The sequence below is a fragment of the Phyllobacterium sp. NPDC097923 genome, assembly GCF_044760925.1.
Classification (GTDB): Bacteria; Pseudomonadota; Alphaproteobacteria; order Rhizobiales; family Rhizobiaceae; genus Phyllobacterium; species Phyllobacterium calauticae.
The window spans coordinates 410,501-433,354 of sequence record NZ_JBIWBL010000003.1 but is presented as its reverse complement, the minus strand read 5'-3'; the positions used below and the strand labels follow the sequence as shown (position 1 = coordinate 433,354).

General features: G+C 57.5%; 19 protein-coding genes. 14 read left to right on the top strand and 5 right to left on the bottom strand.

Annotated features, from left to right (window positions below; translation table 11 throughout):
* Positions 1 to 49: 49 nt before the first annotated feature.
* The 7 genes from ACIQWS_RS17790 to ACIQWS_RS17760 all read left to right on the top strand — a co-directional run bounded on the left by ACIQWS_RS17790 (position 50) and on the right by ACIQWS_RS17760 (position 8,913).
* Complete coding sequence (locus ACIQWS_RS17790; RefSeq protein ID WP_403182201.1) at positions 50 to 1,381, top strand: glycosyltransferase family 4 protein; 1,332 nt, start codon at positions 50 to 52, stop codon at positions 1,379 to 1,381.
* Between the two features lie 9 nt (positions 1,382 to 1,390).
* Entirely contained in the window at positions 1,391 to 2,533 is a 1,143-nt protein-coding gene (locus tag ACIQWS_RS17785; RefSeq protein ID WP_403182197.1) for a hypothetical protein, read from the top strand.
* Between the two features lie 147 nt (positions 2,534 to 2,680).
* Positions 2,681 to 3,385 carry an outer membrane protein gene (locus tag ACIQWS_RS17780; RefSeq protein ID WP_403182194.1) on the top strand — a complete coding sequence of 235 codons (705 nt, stop codon included), beginning with the start codon at positions 2,681 to 2,683 and terminating at the stop codon, positions 3,383 to 3,385.
* 61 nt (positions 3,386 to 3,446) lie between these two features.
* A complete protein-coding gene (locus ACIQWS_RS17775) occupies positions 3,447 to 4,640 on the top strand; it encodes a Hint domain-containing protein (RefSeq protein WP_346306920.1) in 1,194 nt (397 codons plus the stop codon).
* 211 nt (positions 4,641 to 4,851) lie between these two features.
* A complete protein-coding gene (locus ACIQWS_RS17770; protein WP_403182189.1) occupies positions 4,852 to 7,119 on the top strand; it encodes a glycosyltransferase family 4 protein in 2,268 nt (755 codons plus the stop codon).
* A complete protein-coding gene (locus ACIQWS_RS17765) occupies positions 7,097 to 8,077 on the top strand; it encodes a hypothetical protein (RefSeq protein ID WP_403182187.1) in 981 nt (326 codons plus the stop codon). Before ACIQWS_RS17770 ends, ACIQWS_RS17765 begins: the two co-directional genes overlap by 23 nt.
* Positions 8,074 to 8,913 (top strand): tetratricopeptide repeat protein, encoded by an 840-nt coding sequence (locus ACIQWS_RS17760; protein WP_403182184.1) that lies wholly within the window; start codon positions 8,074 to 8,076, stop codon positions 8,911 to 8,913. Before ACIQWS_RS17765 ends, ACIQWS_RS17760 begins: the two co-directional genes overlap by 4 nt.
* A 30-nt stretch (positions 8,914 to 8,943) precedes the next feature.
* Here the strand turns inward: ACIQWS_RS17760 and ACIQWS_RS17755 are convergent, their stop codons facing one another.
* Positions 8,944 to 10,038, bottom strand: coding sequence for a Wzz/FepE/Etk N-terminal domain-containing protein (locus ACIQWS_RS17755; RefSeq protein ID WP_403182181.1), 1,095 nt, complete (start codon positions 10,036 to 10,038; stop codon positions 8,944 to 8,946).
* A 241-nt stretch (positions 10,039 to 10,279) separates the two neighbouring features.
* Here ACIQWS_RS17755 and ACIQWS_RS17750 point away from each other — a divergent pair, with 241 nt between their 5' ends.
* Together ACIQWS_RS17750 and ACIQWS_RS17745 are read left to right on the top strand one after the other, a co-directional pair.
* On the top strand, positions 10,280 to 11,089 hold the full coding sequence (locus ACIQWS_RS17750; RefSeq protein ID WP_346306915.1) for an ABC transporter permease: 810 nt from the start codon (positions 10,280 to 10,282) through the stop codon (positions 11,087 to 11,089).
* A 53-nt stretch (positions 11,090 to 11,142) separates the two neighbouring features.
* A complete protein-coding gene (locus ACIQWS_RS17745) occupies positions 11,143 to 11,901 on the top strand; it encodes a class I SAM-dependent methyltransferase (protein WP_403182175.1) in 759 nt (252 codons plus the stop codon).
* A 17-nt stretch (positions 11,902 to 11,918) separates the two neighbouring features.
* Here ACIQWS_RS17745 and ACIQWS_RS17740 read toward each other — a convergent pair whose 3' ends face one another.
* On the bottom strand, positions 11,919 to 12,665 hold the full coding sequence (locus tag ACIQWS_RS17740; protein WP_223614793.1) for an ABC transporter ATP-binding protein: 747 nt from the start codon (positions 12,663 to 12,665) through the stop codon (positions 11,919 to 11,921).
* Complete coding sequence (locus ACIQWS_RS17735; RefSeq protein ID WP_403182170.1) at positions 12,662 to 13,864, bottom strand: Wzz/FepE/Etk N-terminal domain-containing protein; 1,203 nt, start codon at positions 13,862 to 13,864, stop codon at positions 12,662 to 12,664. Before ACIQWS_RS17735 ends, ACIQWS_RS17740 begins: the two co-directional genes overlap by 4 nt.
* Before the next feature lie 477 nt (positions 13,865 to 14,341).
* On the opposite strand from ACIQWS_RS17735, the gene ACIQWS_RS17730 reads away from it, so the two are divergent.
* The 5 genes from ACIQWS_RS17730 (at position 14,342) to fae (ending at position 20,588) form a co-directional block, all read left to right on the top strand.
* Positions 14,342 to 15,589, top strand: coding sequence for a capsular biosynthesis protein (locus ACIQWS_RS17730; protein ID WP_403182167.1), 1,248 nt, complete (start codon positions 14,342 to 14,344; stop codon positions 15,587 to 15,589).
* Positions 15,586 to 17,709, top strand: coding sequence for a capsular polysaccharide biosynthesis protein (locus tag ACIQWS_RS17725; RefSeq protein ID WP_403182164.1), 2,124 nt, complete (start codon positions 15,586 to 15,588; stop codon positions 17,707 to 17,709). The genes ACIQWS_RS17730 and ACIQWS_RS17725 overlap by 4 nt, the downstream gene beginning before the upstream one ends.
* On the top strand, positions 17,706 to 18,971 hold the full coding sequence (locus ACIQWS_RS17720; RefSeq protein ID WP_403182162.1) for a glycosyltransferase family 4 protein: 1,266 nt from the start codon (positions 17,706 to 17,708) through the stop codon (positions 18,969 to 18,971). The genes ACIQWS_RS17725 and ACIQWS_RS17720 overlap by 4 nt, the downstream gene beginning before the upstream one ends.
* Before the next feature lie 321 nt (positions 18,972 to 19,292).
* A complete protein-coding gene (locus tag ACIQWS_RS17715; protein WP_403182159.1) occupies positions 19,293 to 20,033 on the top strand; it encodes an FkbM family methyltransferase in 741 nt (246 codons plus the stop codon).
* A 72-nt stretch (positions 20,034 to 20,105) separates the two neighbouring features.
* Positions 20,106 to 20,588 carry a formaldehyde-activating enzyme gene (gene fae / locus ACIQWS_RS17710; RefSeq protein WP_223614787.1) on the top strand — a complete coding sequence of 161 codons (483 nt, stop codon included), beginning with the start codon at positions 20,106 to 20,108 and terminating at the stop codon, positions 20,586 to 20,588.
* A 14-nt stretch (positions 20,589 to 20,602) separates the two neighbouring features.
* Here the strand turns inward: fae and ACIQWS_RS17705 are convergent, their stop codons facing one another.
* Both ACIQWS_RS17705 and tdh read right to left on the bottom strand, forming a co-directional pair.
* A complete protein-coding gene (locus tag ACIQWS_RS17705; RefSeq protein WP_403182155.1) occupies positions 20,603 to 21,709 on the bottom strand; it encodes a (5-formylfuran-3-yl)methyl phosphate synthase in 1,107 nt (368 codons plus the stop codon).
* Between the two features lie 102 nt (positions 21,710 to 21,811).
* Positions 21,812 to 22,849 carry an L-threonine 3-dehydrogenase gene (gene tdh / locus ACIQWS_RS17700; protein ID WP_288194286.1) on the bottom strand — a complete coding sequence of 346 codons (1,038 nt, stop codon included), beginning with the start codon at positions 22,847 to 22,849 and terminating at the stop codon, positions 21,812 to 21,814.
* Between the last annotated feature and the right edge of the window lie 5 nt (positions 22,850 to 22,854).

Genomic DNA, 22,854 nt, shown 5'->3' with positions numbered 1-22,854 from the left:
CGATTTTGGGCTGATTTGCATTTCTGCGCTGCCCTGAAAGGAAGCCGACTTGGCAAGAACCATACTGTATGACGGTCTCAATCTATCCATGCAAAAGGGCACAGGCGTGGCCACCTATACGCGCGGTCTGATTCAAACCGCGCGCCAGCTCGACTACAAGACGGGCATTGTGCATTCGGTTCGCGGCAAGCTCCCCAAAGATCCGGCCCTGCGGGAAGTCATCCTTTTCGACGATAATTCAAACAGAAAACTGGCTCCGGTTGCGCAGGCGAAACGCTGGCTGCGCCGGCAGATTGGCGCCCCGTTGGGGGCGACCCCTACCCCCATTCCGCTGACCGGCACCGTCATTGTCAAATCGCTGCAGGGAAACCTGATGGATTCAGAGTTTCTCTATGCACACAATGATATCTTTGCGTTGGCCCGCCAGCACTTCAAGACTTTCGGGAAAAGCCTGCCGCTGTCATTCGACAAGGCTCCTGATCTTCTTCACTGCACATATCCGCTGCCGCTCAGAGCGCGCAAAGGCCTGAACATCTGCACAATTCATGACCTGGTTCCATTGCGCCTGCCCTATCTGACCGAGGACAACAAGCGATACCACTACAAGCTGCTGCGCCATCTGACCAAATCGGCCGATCACATTGTCACGGTCTCCGAAACCTCCAAGCAGGACATTATTCGCATCCTCGGGGTAGACGAGAAACGCATCACCAATACGTATCAGGCTGTCCACGTCCCTCTGGATTTACGTGAAAAACCGGAGGGCGTGGCGGCCGATGAGATTGCCGGCATCTTCAATCTCGACTGGAAGAAATACTTTCTGTTCTTTGGCGCCTTTGAGCCGAAGAAAAACCTGTCCAGGCTGGTTGAAGCCTATCTCTCGGCCAAGGTAGATTTTCCCCTGATCATCGTCGGTGCGCCGGGTTGGAAAGGCGACCAGACACAGCTCCTCATCGACGACGAACGGTTTCGCTTCTACACACACGTCGAAAACCGGGTTATTCCTGGCCGCCGTATCCATCGTTTCGACTTCGTTTCCTATTCTCTTCTCATCAGTCTTGTCCGCGGCGCCCGCGCCGTGCTCTTCCCATCCCTCTATGAGGGCTTTGGTCTCCCGGTCCTCGAATCCATGCAGCTTGGCACACCGGTCCTGACATCAACGGAGGGGTCCGTTCCAGAGATTGCCGGTGACGCTGCCCTGCTGATCGATCCTTACGACACGGATTCCCTGCGCAATGCGGTCAAGGCGCTTGCCCGCGATGACGACCTCTGCAACCATCTTGCCAATCTCGGACCCAAACAGGCTGAACTTTTCTCGCCTGCGCGTTATCATCAGGCTGTCAGTTCACTGTACGACAACGTCTTCAACGGCGGGAGGTAGACAGGCCAGATGACCCTTCAGATTGCTTTGGGGATACCAGGTCTGATGTCGACCTGGGGAATCCATGCCCTGAAAGTCATAGCGGACGAAGCATTCGACGATTACAATTACGCGTCCGTGGAAACTTTGGACGACATGCGCAATGCCTGGACAAACCGGAGCAGCCAGAATGTCATCCTGTCTTCGCTCTACCCCGATGCGGCGTTGTGCGCATTTCTATGCCGCTCCAAGACTCCTTACATCATCTTCAGCGAGAGCGCCCTGGATTCCATTGCGCATCTCATCCATCAGTTCGCGGAGCAGGATATAGCACTCGTTCGCTCTCTGTCAGCCAGCATTGCCTGCGTTTCGCAAATGCGCCCACACCCCTTTCTCGTCCATCTGGACCGTACAAAAATCGGCAATGTGCGCATCCACCGCATCATCGCTCAACTGTGCCGGCAGCTCGGTGTCTCGCTGACACCCGCCGGCATGATCCGGTGCCTGGAACAATTGGGCATGGACAGCACCGGTTCAACCACAGAAACCGGGCACATTCCGACCCTTGAGGAGTCCGCCGCCAGGATCAGCCCGCACGATGTGCATCAGCCGGATGAGGTGGAAGGGCTGTTGAAGATTGTACAGCACGCGATTGAACCGTTTGATGGCAAAATACTCAAGGGACAGGTCGCTTCTCTCACCTGGCCACAGGAAAGCTTCCTGCTTGCCGACAAGGGAGGCGAGCCCGCGACAGGTGAAATCGACCTCGTTGGACGGGCCCGCTGCCTCGTCTATGGTCCCTACTTCCATCTTCCGGCCGGCGAATGGAACGTCCGGTTTTTTCTGGATATTGATCAGAATATCTACGGACAGATTTTTACGATCGAAATCTACAGCGAGGACGTACTGGGTAAAATCCGCATTCGCCCATCCGGAACAGGGTCGTTCGCAGCGGAAACCACCTTCCGGGTTGAACGGCCTAAAATACCGATTGAAATTCGCCTCTTTACAGAAACAGGCTCCATCGAGGGCGCAATAGCGCACTGGCATGTCGACTTAAGTCCGGTCGATAGCGAGATTGGCACTCCCGAAGATTACCAGTCTGGTTCGGATCCGGAGCCCGAACAAGATGCGGACGCAATGAAACTGGAATCTGTTAACCATCAGGACTGATGCGATATTTCCCACCGCAATACAAAACGCGACAAGCACAGACATCTGGCGACTATATTTAGATAAATCAATGTAATTAAAGTATATATCGTAATTATAATCTATGGCAATCTTCACCTCGAAGTTGGTCTCTTGAAGGTGAAAGTTATGCAGAAACTTGGTGCTATCGGTCTATTCTTTGCAGCCGCAGTTTTATCGGGCAATGCTTATGCCGCCGATGCCGTCACTGATACAGCTCCCCCGGAAGCAGTGTTCACGGCACCGGCTTTTACCTGGACGGGTTTCTATGCCGGTGTGAACGCTGGCTATGCATTTTCTGGAAATGATCGCGTTGGATTCCGTGAGCGCGGAAACTTCCTCGGCAGCATCGGCACCCTGGAAGATAACGGCTTTCTCGGCGGCGCGCAGGTCGGCTACAACTATCAGATCAACAATTTCGTTCTCGGCCTGGAAGCGGATTTCCAGGGCGGCGACATCAGCGACAGCATTTCCGGTCCGCTTGGCCGCGTGAACTTCGATGCCCACTCAAAGATCGACTGGTTCGGCACCGTTCGTCCGCGCCTCGGATATGCATTTGACCGCACGATGATTTACGGAACGGGCGGCCTGGCCTACGGCAACGTCAAATACTCGATTTCCGACAGCATCGGCAATGCCGCCAGCGAGAGCAAGACCCGGGCCGGCTGGGTCGCGGGCGCCGGTATCGAACATGCCTTCACAGACCACCTGACAGCCAAACTCGAATACCAGTACATCAATTTCGGCACGCATACGGTCGGGAATGACTTTATTTCGACAGACGCAACGTCTGACTTCCACAGCGTGCGCGTCGGCCTGAACTACAAGTTCTGATCCGCCCCACTCTGGGAATGCAAGAAACGAACACTCAGCTCTTAACAGAGAGGGATTTGTCATGACTTTGCTAAACGTTCAACTTGTATCCAATACCAACCAGACCATCAATTCCAGCAATGCCAGTAACGGCGATACGGTGAATTTGGGCCTGGTTTCAAACGGCATCCTCACTGTGGATGGTGTCAATGTCACGCTGACCAATGTCGCGGGTGCCGGTGTTGTCACCAGCACGACGATCAATCTCGTGAACAATGCCAATCTTACGGTCGATACCGCGCTTCTCAGCGTAACAGCAGGCTCAACATTCCATTACAATATTGGCGCGGGTACCAATCTGACAATCCTCGCTGCTCCTGTTGCTGCCAGCCTGTTGAACGGCACCACCATCGACTTTGCCAATGCCGCTGGCACAGGACATTTCACATACAATCCTCCGTTGTTGGCGCTTACACTCAGCACGCCCCCAAATATCATCAACGCCAATACAGGCGACAAAGTCACCGTCAACGGTGCGGCGTCTGTCACCCAATCTGGCAATGTCGTCTCGTTCCTTGGACCTAGCCCAGGTCTTGGTCTGCCGGGACCTACACTCGCAACCTATACAATACCAGCCGGCGCGACGTACAATTTTGTCGACTCGACCGACACCCTGACATTTGTCACGCCGTGCTTCGTTCGAGGCACATTGATTGCCACACCGGACGGCCAAGTTGCCGTCGAGTGGCTAAAGACCGGGGATATCGTGCTCAGCTTGAACAAAGGACCGGTTGCAGTGACGTGGATCGGACGCCGCACCATTGATCCCAAAACACTTGATAAACCTCGCAATGATTTGCCGGTTCGCATCCGTGCCGGTGCCATTGCAGACAACGTGCCGCAAAGAGATCTTTCCGTTTCGCCGGACCATTGCATGTTCTTGGATGGAGTGCTTGTTCCAGCAAAACTGCTGATCAACGGAACGACAGTGACGCAGGAAATCACGCTCACGCCTGTAGACTATTATCATGTCGAACTCGAAGAACATGACGTGATCTGGGCTGAAGGCGCCCAGACCGAGACCTATCTTGATCTCGGCAACAAGAGCGCATTCCTAGAACCGGGTGTTATCCAGTTCACATCTCCCAAGGCGAAACAGGCGAAGGCTTGCTATCCCTTGGCTTACTGGGGCCCTGCCGTTGATCAAGCTCGCGCATTGATCGCCGAACGTGAAGCCGCTCTTGGTTACACCACGAGTGAAGCAAAAGCGTCTTAATATAAAAACATAAATACAGATTGCAGCGGTATATGTCGCTGCAATCTGTAATTTTAACAACACGTGAAATAATACCCTTATAAATAACAATATATTTTATTTACAAATTCTATTTTTCAGTATGAAATAAGCTTCAAATATACTCGGAGAGCAGTGAATGCGCAGTGAATTATTTACTTCACCTTATTCGCTCGATGCAGATATAGACGATATGAGAGGTTTGCTTGCCAGGTTTGCAGGCAAGCGCATTTTCTTTGATGGCGTGTTCAAGGGCGATTACAGCCTGGCCATCGTCAACCGCTTCCTTGCACAAGCACTGATTGCATCAGGCGTTGAAATCGTCTGCTACACGCACGAATCCGATTGGCAAACCGATTCCCGCCTGAATGCCATGCCGGACGTCAAACGCCGGCTGCTTGCCCACTATCCCGTCGGTGAAACATTCGATATTCACGTGCGCAACACCTGGCCGCCGGTGACCCATGACATGCTTGGACGCTTCAATGCCTATGTCAATTTTGCCTGGGAGGAACTGGAAGTTCCGCAATATCTTGTCTCGCGTTTCAACCGCGATCTTGATCTCTTGATGGTAACGTCCAATTTCGTCAAACAAGCCTTCGTACAATCCGGATTGACCATTCCTGTCGAAGTTGTCGGCAACGGGACGGACCATATCCAGGCCCATGCCGGACTTGCCGCGGAATCGCCGCTGCCGCCGCATGGCAAGGCACGGATTCTGCACGTGTCATCCTGTTTTCCGCGCAAGGGCGTGGATGCGCTTGTCGAGGCCTACGCCAGGACATTCAAACACGATGAGCCCGTTGAGCTCGTCATCAAGACTTTTCCCAATCCGGACAATATCCTCAAATCCGTCATGGCCCGCTTCGAAGAGCAGCTGAAACAGGCGCCACCCGTCATTCTGATCGAAGATTATTGCGATCCCGAGCAATTGCTTGCGCTGTACCGGACCGCATCGCTTGTCGTTGCACCAAGCAGGGGCGAAGGGTTCGGCCTGCCCCTGGCGGAGGCAATGCGCCTGGGAATCCCCGTTGTAACCACCGGCTACAGCGGCCAGGTGGATTTCTGCACCCCTTCAACCGCATGGCTGGTTGACTATCACATGGCGCCGTCGCTGGCCCATGTATCGGGCTCATTGAGCTTGTGGGCCGAGCCTTCCACCCTGCATCTTGGCGCGCAAATGCGCGCAGCGCTCGACAATGAGGAGGAGGCACGCATGCGCAGCAAAAATGCGCAACGTTTTCTGGACGCGCATACCGGATGGAATTCGGTGGCTGCCAGGGTTCTTGCGGCCATCGCCAAACCGGTGAAGCTGATCGTCTCCCCCAAGCGGCCATGGACCGTCGACCTCGTTTCGTCGTGGCAACAGCAGTGCGGCCTTGCGACCTATGCCGGGCACCTGTTTTCCACCCCGGCGCTGGCCGGCCGTTTCTCGCATATCTATGCGCGCCGCATTCTCGATGATGCCCTGCCGGACAGCGCAGCCGCCAGGACGGCCGAAACCGCCGATATCACATCGCGGCCGTGGGGCTATGATCTTACCTCGCTCATGCGGTTCATCGCGGAAATCGAGGAGGCAAAGGGCGACGTCCTGTGGATGCAGCATCATCCCGGCCACTTCTCAACACCGGACATGGAACTGCTGTTGAAAACCCTGCTGCAGATCAACCACAAGCTGCGCGTGATAACCATGCACAGCGTGAAGGAAACGCAGCGCGGCGGCAATCTGGACTGGACGAAGAGCTTCGATATCGTGTTTGTCCATTCCGCTGAAGACGCGGGCCTCCTGGCCAAGGCGGGACATCCCAACGCCATTGTTGTTCCCCACGGGGTGCGTGAGGCGATGGGCGGGGGTGCGCAACCCGATCCATCCGCATTCACCATCGGTTCGTTCGGCTTTTTGATGCCGCACAAGAACATCGACATCCTGGTGCAGGGATTTGCAAAAGCGCGGCTTTTCGAACCGCGACTGCGCCTCAAACTGCTCAATTGCACGGTTCCGAATGACGAGTCCCGGGCATCCCGGGTGCTGATCGAGAATCTTCTGACACACTTTGACCTGCATGACGTTGCAACAGCCCGCTTTGATTTCATCGACGAGAATGAGCTGAGCGACGAGCTGGCCCAATGCAACCTGCTGGCTTTTCTCTACGGCGCCTCGACCGAGACGGCGACCGGCGCCGCACGGATTGCCATGACGGCGGATCGCCCCCTCCTGTGCTCCCGTTCATCGGTGTTGCGGGACATGTGGCCTATCAGCCATGTCGTGCGCTCGGTGGATGTGGATTGCGTCGCCGAAGCTCTGGTCAGTCTCGCCCAGAACCCGGACCTTCTGGGTTTGCGTGACGCCGACCGCCGGCAGGCGGCGGAATGGAATTCCTATCCGCGCGTGGCTGCGCGGCACGTTGTGATGATCGAACAGATGTTGGGACGCAAACATGACAATCGCCGAGCTGCATAAGATACCGCTGCAAGCCCTGCCCAAGGATGTCTTTTCCTTACCGGCCGACGCATTCGTCGACGCCTGGGCCGCCGCCTTCAACCTCGCAGAAACGGATCTGAGTGCGGACGACCGGCATGATCTGGCGCAGGCCATTCGCAATGGAACCAACAGGATGAAAGTCATCGACGCCCTTCGGTCCGTTGCCCCCGAAACCAGCGAGAAGATTGGCGACTTCTCGGCACAGGTCATACGCCGGCCAGCAGACCAGTTCGCGCTGATCGAAAATTTTGCCCGCTTCGCGCCTGACAGCGACGTGGCATTTCTGCGGTACGGCTTTTCCAAGATTCTCGGGCGCGAGCCCACCGACAAGGAGCGGCTCGCATTCGAGTTCGACCTGCGACGGGGCACGATGGCACGCGAGGAGGTCATCAAGACGATTGTTGGTGTTGCCCGCCGCGAAGGCCGGGTGTCGCTTTGGGATACACTGGCGGAATCGGGCCATACGCAAGGCGTGCAGGACGACAGCAGTGCCGCGCGGACCATGCCGGCTGGCCTCTCCTATGATTTGAACGGTCAGGAGACGCTGATTTTCGTGCGCGAGGTACCGGGGTCCGGCTGGATGATCGGGCCGGACCTGTTGCGCCAGCCGGTCAACGTTGTCGACAATGGATGGAAGGTCAGCCCTGGCTGGCTGCTCGTCGGGCCGAAGCGCAGCTTTCAGACGGGGTCGTGGCGTATCCAGATCGATCTGGTGCAGGAAATGAATGCCAAGCTGGCCATACAACTGGTTGCCAATTCCGGCCTCGATATTCTTCAGGAAGTGACGATAGCAGGCTCTTTCACCGGCAATCTTTCAACCGAGATCCGTGCCGAACACCGCTTCGTTGAGCTGCGTGTAAAGATTGTCGATACACACAGTGAGACGTCGTGGGTACGGCTGCGCGATATATCGATGGTTCGCGAGGCACAGTCATGATCCGCCTGCCATTCTCCGGGCAAGCGGCCAGACGCCAGCCGAAACCGGCAGACAACGGTGCGGCGGTTGAGACACAGCTGTCCGCCGGGGCACAGGCGGATGCCGCCCGCAATCGGGGTGACTGGCAAAGCGCAGTCACCTTTTACCGCCGCGCCATTGCCGATAGCCCGGCACGCACGGATTTGCTCGTGCAGCTTGGCCACGCCGAAAAGGAACTCGGGAATTACGACCGCGCAGAAACCGCTTACCGCAAATATCAGGGCCTGCATCCCCGCAATGTCGATATTCACGTTCAGCTCGGCCACCTCTTCAATCGCAAGGGTGACCTGAAGGCCGCGTTCAACTGGTATGAAAAGGCCCTTCAGCTTGCCCCCGATGACCGGGAAATCGCCCGCCACGTCAATATCGCGCGCAACGGCTCCAGCCGCCCCGGCCTCGACCAGAGCCGCCGCGATGCCATGCGGCTCGTGGAGGAAAACAAATGGTCACAGGCCCGCGCCGCCCTGCGTGCACTGGTCGTCGACAATGGCCAGACCGACATGATTGCCGTCTTCGCCAATGTCACGAAGGAAGACGGAGATTTCGACGCGGCGCTGAAGCTCTATGGCCAGTACCGCGATTATGCCAATGCCTTCAACCCTGACAGCCTGGAAGATGTGGAGGTTCAGCTCGGGCATCTGCACAAGATTGCCGGTGATTATCGAACAGCGCTCACCCACTACATCAGGGCGCGGAACCATCAATTCAAACGTTCCGGCTACGTCGATGCAACGTCATCACATGAGCGCGAAATTCAAGCCTGCATCAGCGAAATATACACCTGCTTCTCCGCGTGAACGATGGCGGGCGTCCCAGTTCAATACACCCTAGTTGCTGTGATCCCGGATTGCGGTGAGCAGCAGCCAGGCGAGCAGATAGCCGATGGACGTCACCAGCAGAACAATCGTGATGTTCCGTATGGCCGTCGGCAGTTCCGCCTTGTCAGGACGATTGGCTGGCACGACAACCTCCAGATAAAGCTGCTGCCGCCTGGCATCCGCCCTTGCTGTCTTCAGCGAATCGAGCGCGGACAGGAGCGCCTTGTTGGAAAATTCCCGCTGCAGGATCAGCCCTTCATAATCCGCAATTCTTGGGGCGATGGAGTTGTCCGTTCCCGCCACCTTTTGCTGCTCGAGTTTCAGCTGCTCTTCCAGGGCGCTGATACGGCTGGTGATGAAAGGAATCGAACTGGAATCCGGCGCCGTTTCCCGCGTCTCGGCAAGACTGGCGCGCGAAGCGGCAAGCTCGGCGCTCAGCCGGCTCATCAGTTCAACCAGCGATACGGAGTTCTGCCCCGGATCGATCATCAATTCCCTGTTGCGGAAAAGCGTGATCGCCTTCTGCGCATCGATCATGCGCTGCTCGGCATTGCCCACCTCGGTGGTGGCGAAGCGAATGGCATCGCCGCGCGCCCGCTCATTCATTTTCAGAAGCCGCTCGCTGCCCAGTTCAAGCAACTTCTGGTTCATCTCATAGGCATCGTCCGGCCGGAACGCCGATGTCCGGAGAACCGTGATGCCGGTTGTGTCGTTGTGAATGACCTGCACCCGCTGCGAGAAATACCGGTAGAGTTCTTCGAACAGGCCGGTCTGCCACGGCGCCGGGAAGCGCGCAAAAACATCCGCCTCCGGACGATCGAAATAGGTGCGGATGGGAAGGTCGTCACTCATCCGCTGCAAGGCGTCGCGGGACCGGATGTATTCCTGCGCGGAGAATGTGTCGTCCTGGGATCGGGTAATGCCACTGTTCTGCAGCAGGTTGCCGAAACTTGACGACGAGGGTGGCGCCGAGACACGCACGACAAAAGACGATTGTGAAACATAAATCGGCGCCGCGATGAATGCGTAGTAGACGCTGACCAACAGAACGGGAAGCACGATGACGACCAAGGGCAGCCGCTTCTGCCAAAGCCTGGCAAACACGCCCCATTTTCTTCCCCTTGAGGACGGAACAAAAGAATTATGCGCCAGACTATTTATGATTTTAATCCTTTTCAGCAACGAAATTGAATATTGCACGTCTCATTTCATTCAAACTGAAACAAAAAGAGTATATGTCTAAAATATATGACTTGTGAAGTATTTAGATCGCGCTTGCGCAGACGAAAAGAACGTATAAAGTTTCATTTGACGTTCTGCGGATATAACTTGAAGAAGACATTCAATGAAAGCTGTCTTGCCTCAATATAACACCAGATCCCGTTTTTTTACTGGCCTGCGCGCGCAGCGGCGTGTTTTGGGCGCATTGATCATGCGGGAGATGATAACCCGCTATGGACGCGAAAACATCGGCTTCCTCTGGCTGATACTTGAACCGATGATTCTGACATGCGGCGTCATGTTGATGTGGACCCTGATGCGTCATGAGGCGCACGGGCTGACGGTAACTGCCTTCGTTCTGAGCGGCTATATGCCCCTGACCCTGTGGCGGCACGTTTCGTCCTATATGGTGAGCTGCATCCGTCAAAATCTGCCTTTGATGTACCACCGGCAGATCGGCCTCGCCGATGCGCTGATGTCCCGGGCTTTGCTTGAGATCGGCGGAACCACTTTCGCCCTGCTGGTTGTCTATCATGGCGCCTATCTGGCAGGATTTATCGAACCGTTTGCCGATCTTGGCCTCGTCCTGGCCGGCTGGCTGTTCATGGCATGGTTTGCCTTTTCCGTCGGGCTCGTTCTGGCTGCGCTGGCGGAAATATTTGAGGTTGTTGAAAAGCTGGTCGCGCCGCTTCAGTATCTGATGCTGCCTATCTCCGGCATGTTCTTCATGGTGTCCTGGCTGCCCCACGAAGCCCAGAAACTGGCGCTCTACGTGCCGACAGTGCATTGTTACGAGATGTTCCGGGCGGGCACCTTCGGCAATACGATCAAGCCCTTTTACGATGTCTCATACATTTTCACGGCATGCCTGCTCACAAATGCCGTGGGCTTTTACCTCATTGAACGCGTCAAAGGACACGTCAAGTTTGAATGAGAGCAAAGGCAGCCGTTTACCAAACAAGCTGACCAGCAACAGCGGAGGAACCCATGCGCGATACAAATGAAGATTGGGAAAAACTGGCGCAAGACAATGCCTATTGGGCGGTTCTGACCGAGGACGAGTTCAAATCAAAGAAACTGACAAAAAAACATCTGCAGACGTTTTTCGCCACGGGCCGCGCCGATATCGCTAATCTCAGGGCGAAGATCAAAAGTCTTATTCCCGGTTTTTCGACGCCAACGGAATCCGTCATCGATTTTGGCTGCGGCGTCGGCAGGCTGCTCATTCCGCTGGCCGAGCAGGCAAAAAACGCCATCGGCATCGATATATCGGAGACCATGCGCTCCATCACCCTGCAGAACGTTACCCGTCACGGCCTTGATAACGTCCGATGTGTTGAAAGTGCTGAAACGCTCGTCAAGGAAGGCGTCAAAGTCGATTGGCTGAACAGCTACATCGTGTTGCAGCACATCGAGCCGCGTCGCGGCTATTTCATCATCAACGATCTGTTGCAATGTGTGAAAAGCGGAGGGGTTGCTTCACTGCATATTCCGCTGTTCAAGACGGCGAACAAGGCCGAGTATTACAATGACCGGGTCATGTATTTTCGCAACGACTACTACAAGAACGAAACAGTCTTTGTTGACCGGGATAATTACAGCCATCCGGACATACAGATGTACGACTATGATGCGAATACGGTTTTGGCTCTGTTCCACAAGAACCAGATGACGAATGTCCATCTTCTCCACGATCAGTCGGCAACGGGTATTCATGCCTATTACTTCATCGCCCGGCGCGATTGAACGAGCGCCTGCACCATCTACAACGAAGCGTAAATACTGAACGCGAACTTGACGTCGTCGAAGACCCGGCCCCTTCCGCTTTTCAGGACAAGCGCCGATTTGCACTGGTCGGCGATGATATCAAGGGTGTGGCCAACGATGATCATCGCGCGATCCCTGCGCTTCACAAACAGCTCGTCAAATGACCGGCGCTGAAAGCGCTGATCGCCAACCGCGATGACTTCATCGATCAGGTAGCAGTCGAAATCGATCGCAAGGGACAGACCGAAGGAGAGGCGCGCGCGCATTCCGGAGGAGTAGGTTTTGATCGGCATCTGCAGATACTTGCCGAGATCGCTGAAGGTTTCGACACTGTCGCGTATCTCATCGAGCGGTCTGTCATAGATGCGTGACAGAAACCGCATGCAGTCATATCCGGTCATCGATCCGCCAAAACCACCGCTCAAGGCGATGGGCCACGAAAGCGACATGGAGCGCACGACCCGGCCGGCCGTTGGTTTTTCAATGCCCGCAATCAAACGGACCAGCGTGGATTTGCCCGCACCATTGTGGCCGAGTATCGCGATCTTCTCCCCGGGGCGCACTTCGAAAGTGATATCGTCAAGCACGCGCCGGGTTCCGCCATGGACCGGATATTCCTTGACCAGATTATACACGCCGATGGTGCCGTCTTTCGGCAATCCGTCGGGTGACGGGATGTTCGCGGTGAATGCAGGCGGAGCACCACCGGGATGGGTGAACGTCAGTGTGTCCGAATTGCTCATGTCTCTGCGTGCTCGTTGATCTGGTTGAGCATGAAACGGACGATCCAGAATGCGGCAAAGCACATCACGAAGGTCAGCAGGATCGACCACAGGCGCCTTGGATACAAGGCATGGTCAGGGCGATTGGGATTGACGATCCGCTCGAGATAAAGCTGCTGCCTTTGCGCCTCGATCTTTGCATTCTCGAGCGACGTCGATGACGATTCCAGCATCCGCATGCCGAGTTCGCGCTGCAGGAGCAATTGCTCATACTGAGCAATCAATGGCGCCATGGAAGCATCCCCGCCAACGACCCGGGCCCGCTCCATGCTGATCTGTGTCTCCATTGCATCGATGCTGCTGCGAAGCGACTGTATCCGCGGGCTTTGCGGCGCCTGCTGGATCAGCGCCGTATACTGGGCCTTGTTCTTCGCCACCTCGTCCGACAACTTCGCAATCATGTCGAGCATGACCGCCGACTGCTTGCCGGGGTCGATCATTGCAACCTTGTTGCGGAATTCCGTCAGCGACTTCTGCACCTCCGCCATCCGGTTTTCGCTGTCGGCAACCTCGAGCTTGGCGTAGCGTATGGCGTCCTGGCGCGCCCGCTCATTGAGCTGGTTGATCAGCGCCTCTGCGCCGTCGAGCAGCACTTCCGTCAGTTTTTGCGCGTCCTCAGGCCGTGCCGCGCGCACTTCAAGGGTGGTGATGCCGCCGCCCGAATCCGTGCCGACTTTCATGATTTTGAGATAGTGCTTGTAAAGCGCCTCTTCCGTCGCATCGCCCCAGATGCGGGGAAAGCGGGTCAGAAAATCGATGTCGGGCCGGGACAGTATCGCGCGCAGGTCGGTTTTCGCTTCAAGCGTGGCAACGGCGGCGCGCGATTCAATATATTCCATCACCACATAGCTGTCGTCCTGGGCGCGAACGAAGCCTGTACTCTGCAAAAATCCGCTGAGCAGGCCCGCTGCATTTCTGTTTGGGCTGCGCACCACAAAGCGCGTTTCGGATACATATTGGGGCGAAGCAATGACCCCGTAATACACCGTGGCAAGCGTCGTCGGGAGAATGACCATCAGGATAAGCAGCACATGCCGGCGCAACAGCGCCATCAGGCGTATCGTCCAATGGTCTTTGCGCGCTTTCGCAGCTTCGGACTGACTGAGATCAACCAGCGTCAGGTAATCGAGGAATTCGTCGTTGGGACTGAGCCGCGTCATGCCAAGAAGCACCCGGTTGTCGCGGCATCGGGTTCAGAATGTTTGCCGGATAATGCCAAACTCATATTCATCTCCGCCAGTGGCCTGATGCCATCCACTACAACGCCAAGATATAATGAAAATAAATATTCTGCAATTACAACTGAATATAACTATTGATATAATCAAATATGATAAAATACAAATGTTCATCAACAACAATGAAAAGACAAATACACATCTTATTGTCGTAAATATACTTGTTCTGGCGGAATTAGTATAGCGCCGCAAAAATCCGAATGGAATAACTACCTGAAATTGCGTTTGTTTTGGGCTCTGCTGACATAACGTCAATGCGGAACCGATTGCGAAGGGGCTTGACGACCTGTGGAGGAGAAATCCGGGCAATCTGGCACAATCGTTCCTTTTCCGATCCGCGGACGGGCAAACCGTTGCATCTCCTCGCAAAAGCCCCTTGTCCTGCTGCTTCAGGGGCCCGTGGGCCCATTCTTTCGCATCCTCTCCAGCACGTTCGAAGCACAGGGCTTTGATGTCCTCAAGATCAACTTCAACGGTGGAGACTGGCTGTTTTCGCATGGTGCCGGCACGCTCAACTTCTGCGGTTCCATGGATGCCTGGTCAGATTGGCTGGACGCGTTCATACGCAGCAGGCGGCCGGAGGCGATCATCCTGTTCGGCGACAGCCGGCCCTACCACCGCCAGGCGATCATGGTTGCGCTGCGCGCCGGCGTGCCCGTCTCCTGCTTTGAGGAAGGCTATATCCGCCCCAATTTCATCACCTGCGAATGGGATGGCAACAATGCGCTGTCGCCCCTTCGCAGGCCCCAGCCGGCGCGGTCCGCATCGTCGGCGCTTCCAATAGAACCCGTCAAGGGCAACCTTTTCCGCGCCATGACCCTGTTTGCCGTCCGCTACTACCTGGCAAAGACGGCTGGTGCCGTGTTCTTTCGCGGCAACGTCCATCATCGCAGCCGCGGCATTCTGTCGGAAGCTGTTCTCTGGACGCGGAACTTCTGCCGGAAAATACGCCACTATCCCGCGAACAACGCGATGATGCTCAATCTGATCGAGAATCTGGAGAACCAGTATTTCGTCATTGCATTGCAGGTGCACGACGACCAGCAGCTGCTGCGGCATGGCCGCGGCTGGACAATGGAAAAGCTCATCACCGAAAGCATCCGCTCATTCCGGCGACATGCCGCCCCGGCGCACCATCTGGTGATCAAGGTGCATCCGATGGACCGCGGTCACAAGAGCTACCGGCCATTTGCCATGGAACTGGCACGGATCGCCGGCTGCGCAGAGCGGGTCCATGTGGTCGATGATGGCTCCATCGGCTTGCTGATACGGCACTCCCTGGGGCTGATAACGGTCAACAGCACCTCGGGACTGCTGGCGCTGAACCATGGCAAACCCGTGCTTTCCCTCGGCGAAGCAATCTACAACAAGCGCGATCTGGTTTGGGGCCGCCGACATGGCGGCGAGCCGGGTGACACGGCCGGAATGGATGGTTTCTGGACATCGCCGGTTCCGCCGCGCCGCGACGCCGTCAAGGCATTCAATGCGCGCATGCACGAGGAAAGCCTCGTCAATGGCAGTTTCTACCTGCGCAACCTGACCGAAGCCACAAGCAAACGCGTCGTGCAACGCATCCAGCGCGACCTGAAGATGATTGTGGTCAATACACCCGCGCTGTCGCCCGACATTCCGAACGGAACGCCATGAGTTTCGCCCGATCACTCCCCCTGCAAGCAACAGGCCCGGCAAACGCCGGCGCGGCGGCCATTGGAGCGGCAGAGCAGGCGAATTGGCTGCCGCCGCAGGGCGCCGCGCTGCTGGCATTTCTGCCGACGAGACTGCGGTTTCCCCTCATTGGACCAGCGCTCGGCACCGCCGCGATAAGGTCGGCTGAAATGGTCTGGAACCGCGCCGACGGTGTTGTCGGCTGGGGTGAAAAGCCGCTTGCCCGTCTGGGAAAGCGATTGGCTACCATGCGCGGCATTCCCTATTGGTCGCTGGAAGACGGCTTTCTCCGCTCGGTTGGGCTTGGCAAGGCCGGGGCGCCGCCGGTTTCGATGGTGGCGGACGATCTCGGCATCTATTTCAATGCCGCCAGGCCATCGCGCCTGGAAGAATTGCTGCAGTGGGGTGCCGACAAGCCGGACCTCGCCCGCGCCCGCACGCTGCGCGCCATGATCGTTGAACACCGGCTGACGAAGTACAATCATTTCCCGGACCGGCCGGTCGCCCTGCCCGCAACCCATGGCCGGCGGATCCTGCTCATCGATCAGGTGGCCGGCGATCATTCGGTGAGGGGAGCGGGTGCCGATGAACACGCGTTCCGGCATATGGCCAATGAAGCCTGCGCCGTGCCCGGGGCAACGGTCCTGGTCAAAAGCCATCCGGATAGTGTTGCCGGTTATGCCAGGGGGTATCTCAGCCATCTCGCGGGAAGGCCCAATATCCGCTTTATCGACGAGAACGTATCGCCGCATGCCTTGCTCGATGTCGTCGATGAAGTCTGGACGGTGTCCAGCCAGTTCGGTTTCGACGCGCTGTTGCGGTCAATCCCCGTCACGACGTTTGGCGTTCCGTTTTATGCCGGCTGGGGTCTGACACGGGACTGGGCCGACGGCCCGATTGCCAATGCCGCTTTGAACCGCCGCACACACCGGGTGACTCTCGATGCTTTTGTCGCGGCAACATTGCTTCAGTACGCCCTCTATGTCGACCCCGTGACAAGGCGGCAAACCACGGCCGAAAACGCCATCGACCGGCTTGTCGCCTGGCGGCACCACGCGCTGGAACGGCGTGGCAACTATCTCTGTGCGGGCTTCTCGCGCCATAAGCGGCCGACAATCCGGCGTCTGCTGCAGGGGCCCTGGTCCAGCGTCAGTTTCTGCGGTGAGGTGCCGACGAAAAAACAGCTGGCACAGGCGGACTGTCTCGTGCGCTGGGGTCAGAATGCCGACGAGCCCCATCGGGGGAATGCCTTCTCCGCACCGTTGCCGGTTCTGCGCATCGAAGATGGGTTCATCCGGTCTGCGGGGCTCGGCGCCAACCTGACGCCCGCCTCTTCGCTTTGTATCGACCGGGAGGCGCTCTACTACGATGCCGCGCGCGAAAGCGGTTTGGAGAGGCTGCTGCGCACGGCATCATTCGACCCGCCGCTGCTCGCCCGGGCGGCCCGCCTGCGCCAGCGGATGATTCAATACGGGATCAGCAAATACAATCTCGACGCCACCGCATCGCCCGACTACCGCACGCTCGCCGCCGGCCGCCGCATCGTCACCATCGCCGGACAGGTGCCGGACGATGCCTCCCTGCGGCTTGGCCTCACCGGCGGCATCTCGAACCTCCAATTGCTGCAGATGGTGCGCACGCGCCGCCCGGATGCCTTCGTGGTGTACAAGGAACATCCCGATCTGCTGGCGGGAAAGCGGCAAAGCCTTGCCGATGCTGCTGCACTTGACACGCTGGCCGACCTTGTCGCCGGCAATGTCGCGCTCGACACCCTGCTTGATGCGAGTGACGAGGTGCACGTCGCAACGTCACAGCTGGGCTTCGAAGCCCTGGTCCGGCAACGGCCGGTGTGGTGCTACGGATTGCCGTTTTATGCGGGCTGGGGCCTGACCCATGACGCCGTCACGCCGCTTCGCCCGCGCCGCACGCTATCGCTCGATGCGCTCATGGCCGGCGTTCTCATTCTCTATCCCCGCTATCTCTCCGGGAACACCGGTCTGCCCTGCGAGGTGGAAGACGTTATCGATGAAATTCACGCAACGCGACACAACAAGACCGGCCTGTTGCGCCGGTCATTACGCCGGATTGGGTGGGCACGATGAACGCAATAGCCATGGACATCTCCCGCCTGATCGGGCGCGCGCATTATTCGACACCGACCGGGATTGATCGCTTTGAACTGCAATACGCCCATTGGGCCAGGGAACGCTGTTCGCTTTTTGTCGAAATGGGGCGGAACAAGCCGATTGCGATCAATGAGGGCCGTGCAGCGGGATTGATAACCGACCTGAGCGCGCGCTGGTCCGGCACGGCGCTGAGCCCGAAGCAGTCTGCCGAGCTGGAACAGCTCTATGCGGCCATCGATGGACGGATATCCTGGTGTGATATCAGGCCCGCCCCGGCCGGATCAAAGCCGGCAAAGGTGAAACAATGGGGTCTCGTCGCCGGAAAGGCCCTGCGGACCCTGTTTCCGGCCGGGCCGATGGCGCGCAACACCCCCTTCGTCCATGTCTCGCATACGAACCTCGACAGGCCTGCCGCCTTTTCATGGCTTGACGGAAAGCGCCGCAGCGGCGTTTTCTACGTCCACGACCTCATCCCCGTCACCCATCCCGAATTTGTCCGCAGGAAGGAGCCCCAGCGCCACCTGCAGCGGATGGAGACTGTGCTGCGGCATGCCGGTCTTATCCTGTGCAATTCCCAGACAACGGCGCGTTCGCTGCGGTCATTTGCCGATGAACGCGGACGCGTGGCACCGCCCATGGCGATTCTGCCTCCGGGCATCGAGAACAGCTTTCGCCAGGTCCGCCGCACAGGCACGCCCCGCACCCAAAACCCCTATTTCGTCATTGTCGGAACCATTGAACCGCGCAAGAACCACATCCTGCTCCTGCAATTGTGGCGCTGGCTCGTCGAGCGCGATGGCGACAGCGCGCCGCGCCTGGTGATCGCGGGCAAGCGCGGCTGGGAAAACGCGCAGGTCTTTGCCACGTTGGACCGGTGCCCCCAGCTGCGCAACATGGTGCTCGAAGTGCCGGATCTCGGCGATGCCGCGTTGGCCGATCTGATGTCCGGTGCCGCCGCCCTGCTCGCCCCCTCCTTCGTCGAGGGATATGGCATGCCGGTTGCCGAAGCCATGGCGACGGGAACGCCTGTCATCGCGTCGGACATTCCGTCCCATAAGGAAATTGTCGGCGACCAGGCAACGCTGCTCGATCCCTGTGATGGCCTTGGCTGGCGGGCGGCAATCGAAGCGCATGCCGGCGAATACCGCAGTAAATCACGACACACACCACAAGATTGGAACGGGCATTTCCAAGTATTGGATGAATTGTTAGCAAGTGCTGTTCAGACTGCACGCTAGCAGGCAGAGTTTCTATTTCCGTAGCAGGTCAATTCGAATGAATGTGAAGGCGTCATGACGAGTTACAATGACATTATGAGTTGCTACAAATTTATCCTTGGACGCGAAGCAAATGCTGAAGAAGTGAAACTAATTTCAGAGAATTTGCTTGATGTCTCAGATCTATCGCTTGAAGAGCACCGGCGGCGCTTTCTCTCATCCCCGGAATTTCACCACAGGCATGCGGACGTTGTTTTCGAGAATTTCGTGCGCGAAAGCGTGGAGGTACTCTACGAAACAAAAAGTAACTTCAAGATATATTTGGACCTTCGCCAGTATTACATGAGTTTCGGCATTTTCAGCGGCCAGCACAAGAAATTCGACGTCGAGATCATCAAGGCGATTACGCCCGATGACGGCATATTCGTCGATGTGGGCGCCAATGTCGGATATTATTCATTGTCGCTGGCCAGCAAACCCGGCTTCCGCGGCAAGATCGTCGCGTTTGAACCACTGCCGTATCTGTGGAATCTGTTCAACAAATCGATTGCCGAAAATAGGCTTGCAAAAACCATAAAGCTGCACCAGCTCGCGCTGGCCGATGCGTCGGGCACCATGCAGCTGAACGGCGCCGAATACACGATCAATGCCGGCGCGACGAGTCTCGTCCCCGGCTCCGGTGGTGCGCAATGCGAGCGCAGCACCAAGGTTGAAACGCTCGATGCCCTGGCAAAGAAGCTGAAACCCGATTCCATCAAGGTCGATATCGAGGGCGCCGAAGGGCTGTTTCTCATCGGCGCGGCGGCCACAATTCGCGCTTCAAAACCAACGATCCTCGTCGAGATCAATCGCGAGCTCCTTGCCAATCTGTCAAAGACAACGCCCGGCAAGATTTTCGAACAACTGGCCGATTGGGGTTACGACATGTGGGAGGTCCTCTCCGGGGCACTCCGGCCGTTGACGACCGCTCACGCCACAAACATGGCCTTTCCGGCCGACCATGTGGCGAACATCCTTGCCGTCCACCCCGACCGCAAACAGGACGTCGCGCGACGGATGAAAGCGCTCGATCTGACACTCTGACGGGCTGCAGAATACAATTCTTTCCCCGCATCCGCATCTTGGGCTATAGCTGCGCGAGATGGAGGAATCGGCATGCAGATCATCAACAGAGTCATGGTGGGCGAATCCCTGGTCGGCGAAGGCAATGAGGTTGCCCATATCGACCTGTTGATCGGGCCGCGCGGCAGTGCGGTGGAAACCGCATTCTGCAACGCGCTGACCAACAACAAGGACGGCTTTACCTCGGTTCTGGCCGTCATTGAACCGAATCTGCCCTGCAAGCCCAATACGGTGATGTACAACAAGGTCACGATCCGCGGATCCGGCCAGGCCATGCAGCTGTTCGGACCGGCGCAATCGGGTATTGCCAAGGCGGTGCGCGATTGCGTGGCGGAAGGTGTGATCCCGCTTGAGGAAGCCGACAACCTGTTTATCTGCGTCGGTGTTTTCATTCACTGGCAGGCGCGCGACGACAGCAGGATACACGACTACAACTATCAGGCGACAAAAGAGGCCATTCAGCGCGCGGTTACCGGACGGCCGACGGCCGCGGAGATACTCGGCCTGAAATCATAACCGCCGCCCGATGATCAGTGATCGCGCCTGCGATGTGGCACGGGCGCGTTTGCGGGCAGGACCGGCGCGATCTGTGTCTCGCGCCTGCGCTCGATCTCGACACCCACGCCCCCCGGGCCCAGTTCCAGCTTTTCCGCCCGCACCACCACGCGGGTGACACGCGGATTCTCGAGGATGAACGCAGCAATGCGCTCGGCCAGTGTTTCCGACAGCTCGACGTGACCACGGGCAACGATGGCGCGAATGCCGTCCATGATCAGGTCGTAGGACACGATGTGGCGCATGTCCTCGGGATTGCGGGTTACCCGCAGGACATCGGCGGTGACGTCGAAACGCATCTTCTGGGCAATGCCGTGCTCGAAACTGTACGCGCCGATATGAACGGGCAGGACGAAATCACGCACGAAAATCTTGTCCGTCCCAAGCCCCTCTTCGGCCGGATCGGGGAAATAGCCGCGCGCCGCCAGCAATTGATAATCGACACCGGGCGCAAGACTGTCCTGCCGTTCGGGAGGAATGAGATCGCGGATTTGCGAAGCCGCCTCAACGTTGATCGTGCCCGCATGGGCATTCTCGAAAAATGCCTGCCTGAAGCCCAGAATATCCAGCTGAAAACTGAGAAGACGCGGAATATCCGGCGTTTCAAGCGCACCGGCGATGCCGACCAGGATCGAAAGCGCGTGACACTCCCGGACATAAGCATCGATTTGGGCGAGCGACACATGGTTCAAAAGCCGTGATCCGTTGCTCGTATCCAGCATGATCACGGCAAAGCCCCGGGACGACAGGCTGGACACGTCGGGCAACGCGCTCATCAGGTCCACATGAACGACCGCCATCCACTTTGCCGGAGCGGGCAAGTCGGGGAGGGAATGCAGCGGCGTGGACGTCTCGACCGGAATGCCGATGAACCCAAGTCCTGCACCGGTCAGTTCCCCGGCATGGGATGCGCGCGCCGCCTCCGGCAGTGTTGCGGACAGCACGGCCTTGCCGCGCGCGGCTTTTGCATAGGTCTGCAGCGCTTGCAGATCAGATGCCGGTACATCAATGATGTCGGCGCCGCACTGAAGGACGATGTCCGCCTCTTCAGGACTGCGGACAATGGCAAGCATCTTGGTCATGGGCAAAAACCTCCGGATGCACCATGAACTACATCTATCGGCGCATATCCGCGCCGATCATGACGCCATGAAATGGCGTCATTGCGAAACAGGGCACGTATTTCAGTGCCAGCTCAGAACAACCTTGCCCGAGCTTCCCGAGCGCATGGCATCAAAGCCCGCCTGGAAATCATCGATCGGCAGGCGGTGGGTGATGATCTGGCTCAGATCAAGCCCCCCTTGCACGAAGGCAATCATCTTGTACCAGGTTTCGAACATTTCGCGGCCATAAATGCCCTTCAGGTTGAGCATCTTGAAAATGACCTTGTTCCAGTCGATCTCGAAGCCGGTCGGTGCAATGCCGAGAATGGCAATCTTGCCGCCATTGTTCATCTTGTCGATCATGTCGCGGAAGGCCGGCGCCGCGCCGGACATTTCGAGGCCGACGTCAAAACCTTCCGTCATGCCGATCTGGCGCATGACATCTGCAAGGTTTTCCTTCGACGCATCGACCACGTGATCGATGCCCAACTGCTTGGCAAGCGCAAGGCGGGACGGGTTGATGTCGGTGATGACGACCTTGCGGGCGCCCGAGCGCTTGGCAACCAGCGCGCCCATGATGCCGATGGGCCCGGCGCCCGTGACCAGCACGTCCTCGCCCACCAGATCGAAACTCAGCGCGGTGTGAACCGCATTGCCGAACGGATCGAAAATCGCGGCGATCTCGTCGGAAATATCGTCTGGAATCGGCACGACATTGTATTCCGGAATGCACACATATTCGCCGAACGAGCCGGGACGATGCACACCGACGCCCAGCGTGTTACGGCACAGATGCCCCCTGCCCGCCCGGCAGTTGCGGCAGGTGCCGCAGACAATATGCCCCTCGCCGGAAACCCGCTGCCCGACCTTGTATTTGGTGACCGCCGAGCCGATGTCGGCGATCTCGCCGCAGAATTCATGGCCGACAACCATCGGCACTGGAATCGTCGCCTGCGCCCACTGATCCCAATTGTAGATGTGAACGTCGGTGCCGCAGATCGCGGATTTCTTCACGCGGATCAGCACATCGTTGGGACCGGGCTCCGGCACGGGAACATGTTCCATCCAGATGCCGGGTTCCGCCTTGGCCTTTACCAGTGCCTTCATCATGTTCGACATGGTGT

Excerpts from the sequence above, each read along its gene's own strand:
- ACIQWS_RS17750 (WP_346306915.1), top strand. The coding sequence starts at position 10,280 with ATGAAAGCTGTCTTGCCTCAATATAACACCAGATCCCGTTTTTTTACT.
- ACIQWS_RS17715 (WP_403182159.1), top strand. The coding sequence starts at position 19,293 with ATGAGTTTCGGCATTTTCAGCGGCCAGCACAAGAAATTCGACGTCGAG.
- ACIQWS_RS17740 (WP_223614793.1), bottom strand. The coding sequence starts at position 12,665 with ATGAGCAATTCGGACACACTGACGTTCACCCATCCCGGTGGTGCTCCG.
- ACIQWS_RS17725 (WP_403182164.1), top strand. The coding sequence starts at position 15,586 with ATGAGTTTCGCCCGATCACTCCCCCTGCAAGCAACAGGCCCGGCAAAC.
- ACIQWS_RS17770 (WP_403182189.1), top strand. The coding sequence starts at position 4,852 with ATGAGAGGTTTGCTTGCCAGGTTTGCAGGCAAGCGCATTTTCTTTGAT.
- ACIQWS_RS17705 (WP_403182155.1), bottom strand. The coding sequence starts at position 21,709 with ATGACCAAGATGCTTGCCATTGTCCGCAGTCCTGAAGAGGCGGACATC.
- ACIQWS_RS17735 (WP_403182170.1), bottom strand. The coding sequence starts at position 13,864 with ATGACGCGGCTCAGTCCCAACGACGAATTCCTCGATTACCTGACGCTG.
- ACIQWS_RS17775 (WP_346306920.1), top strand. The coding sequence starts at position 3,447 with ATGACTTTGCTAAACGTTCAACTTGTATCCAATACCAACCAGACCATC.
- ACIQWS_RS17760 (WP_403182184.1), top strand. The coding sequence starts at position 8,074 with ATGATCCGCCTGCCATTCTCCGGGCAAGCGGCCAGACGCCAGCCGAAA.
- fae (WP_223614787.1), top strand. The coding sequence starts at position 20,106 with ATGCAGATCATCAACAGAGTCATGGTGGGCGAATCCCTGGTCGGCGAA.
- ACIQWS_RS17720 (WP_403182162.1), top strand. The coding sequence starts at position 17,706 with ATGAACGCAATAGCCATGGACATCTCCCGCCTGATCGGGCGCGCGCAT.
- ACIQWS_RS17780 (WP_403182194.1), top strand. The coding sequence starts at position 2,681 with ATGCAGAAACTTGGTGCTATCGGTCTATTCTTTGCAGCCGCAGTTTTA.
- ACIQWS_RS17785 (WP_403182197.1), top strand. The coding sequence starts at position 1,391 with ATGACCCTTCAGATTGCTTTGGGGATACCAGGTCTGATGTCGACCTGG.
- ACIQWS_RS17745 (WP_403182175.1), top strand. The coding sequence starts at position 11,143 with ATGCGCGATACAAATGAAGATTGGGAAAAACTGGCGCAAGACAATGCC.
- tdh (WP_288194286.1), bottom strand. The coding sequence starts at position 22,849 with ATGTCGAACATGATGAAGGCACTGGTAAAGGCCAAGGCGGAACCCGGC.
- ACIQWS_RS17765 (WP_403182187.1), top strand. The coding sequence starts at position 7,097 with ATGACAATCGCCGAGCTGCATAAGATACCGCTGCAAGCCCTGCCCAAG.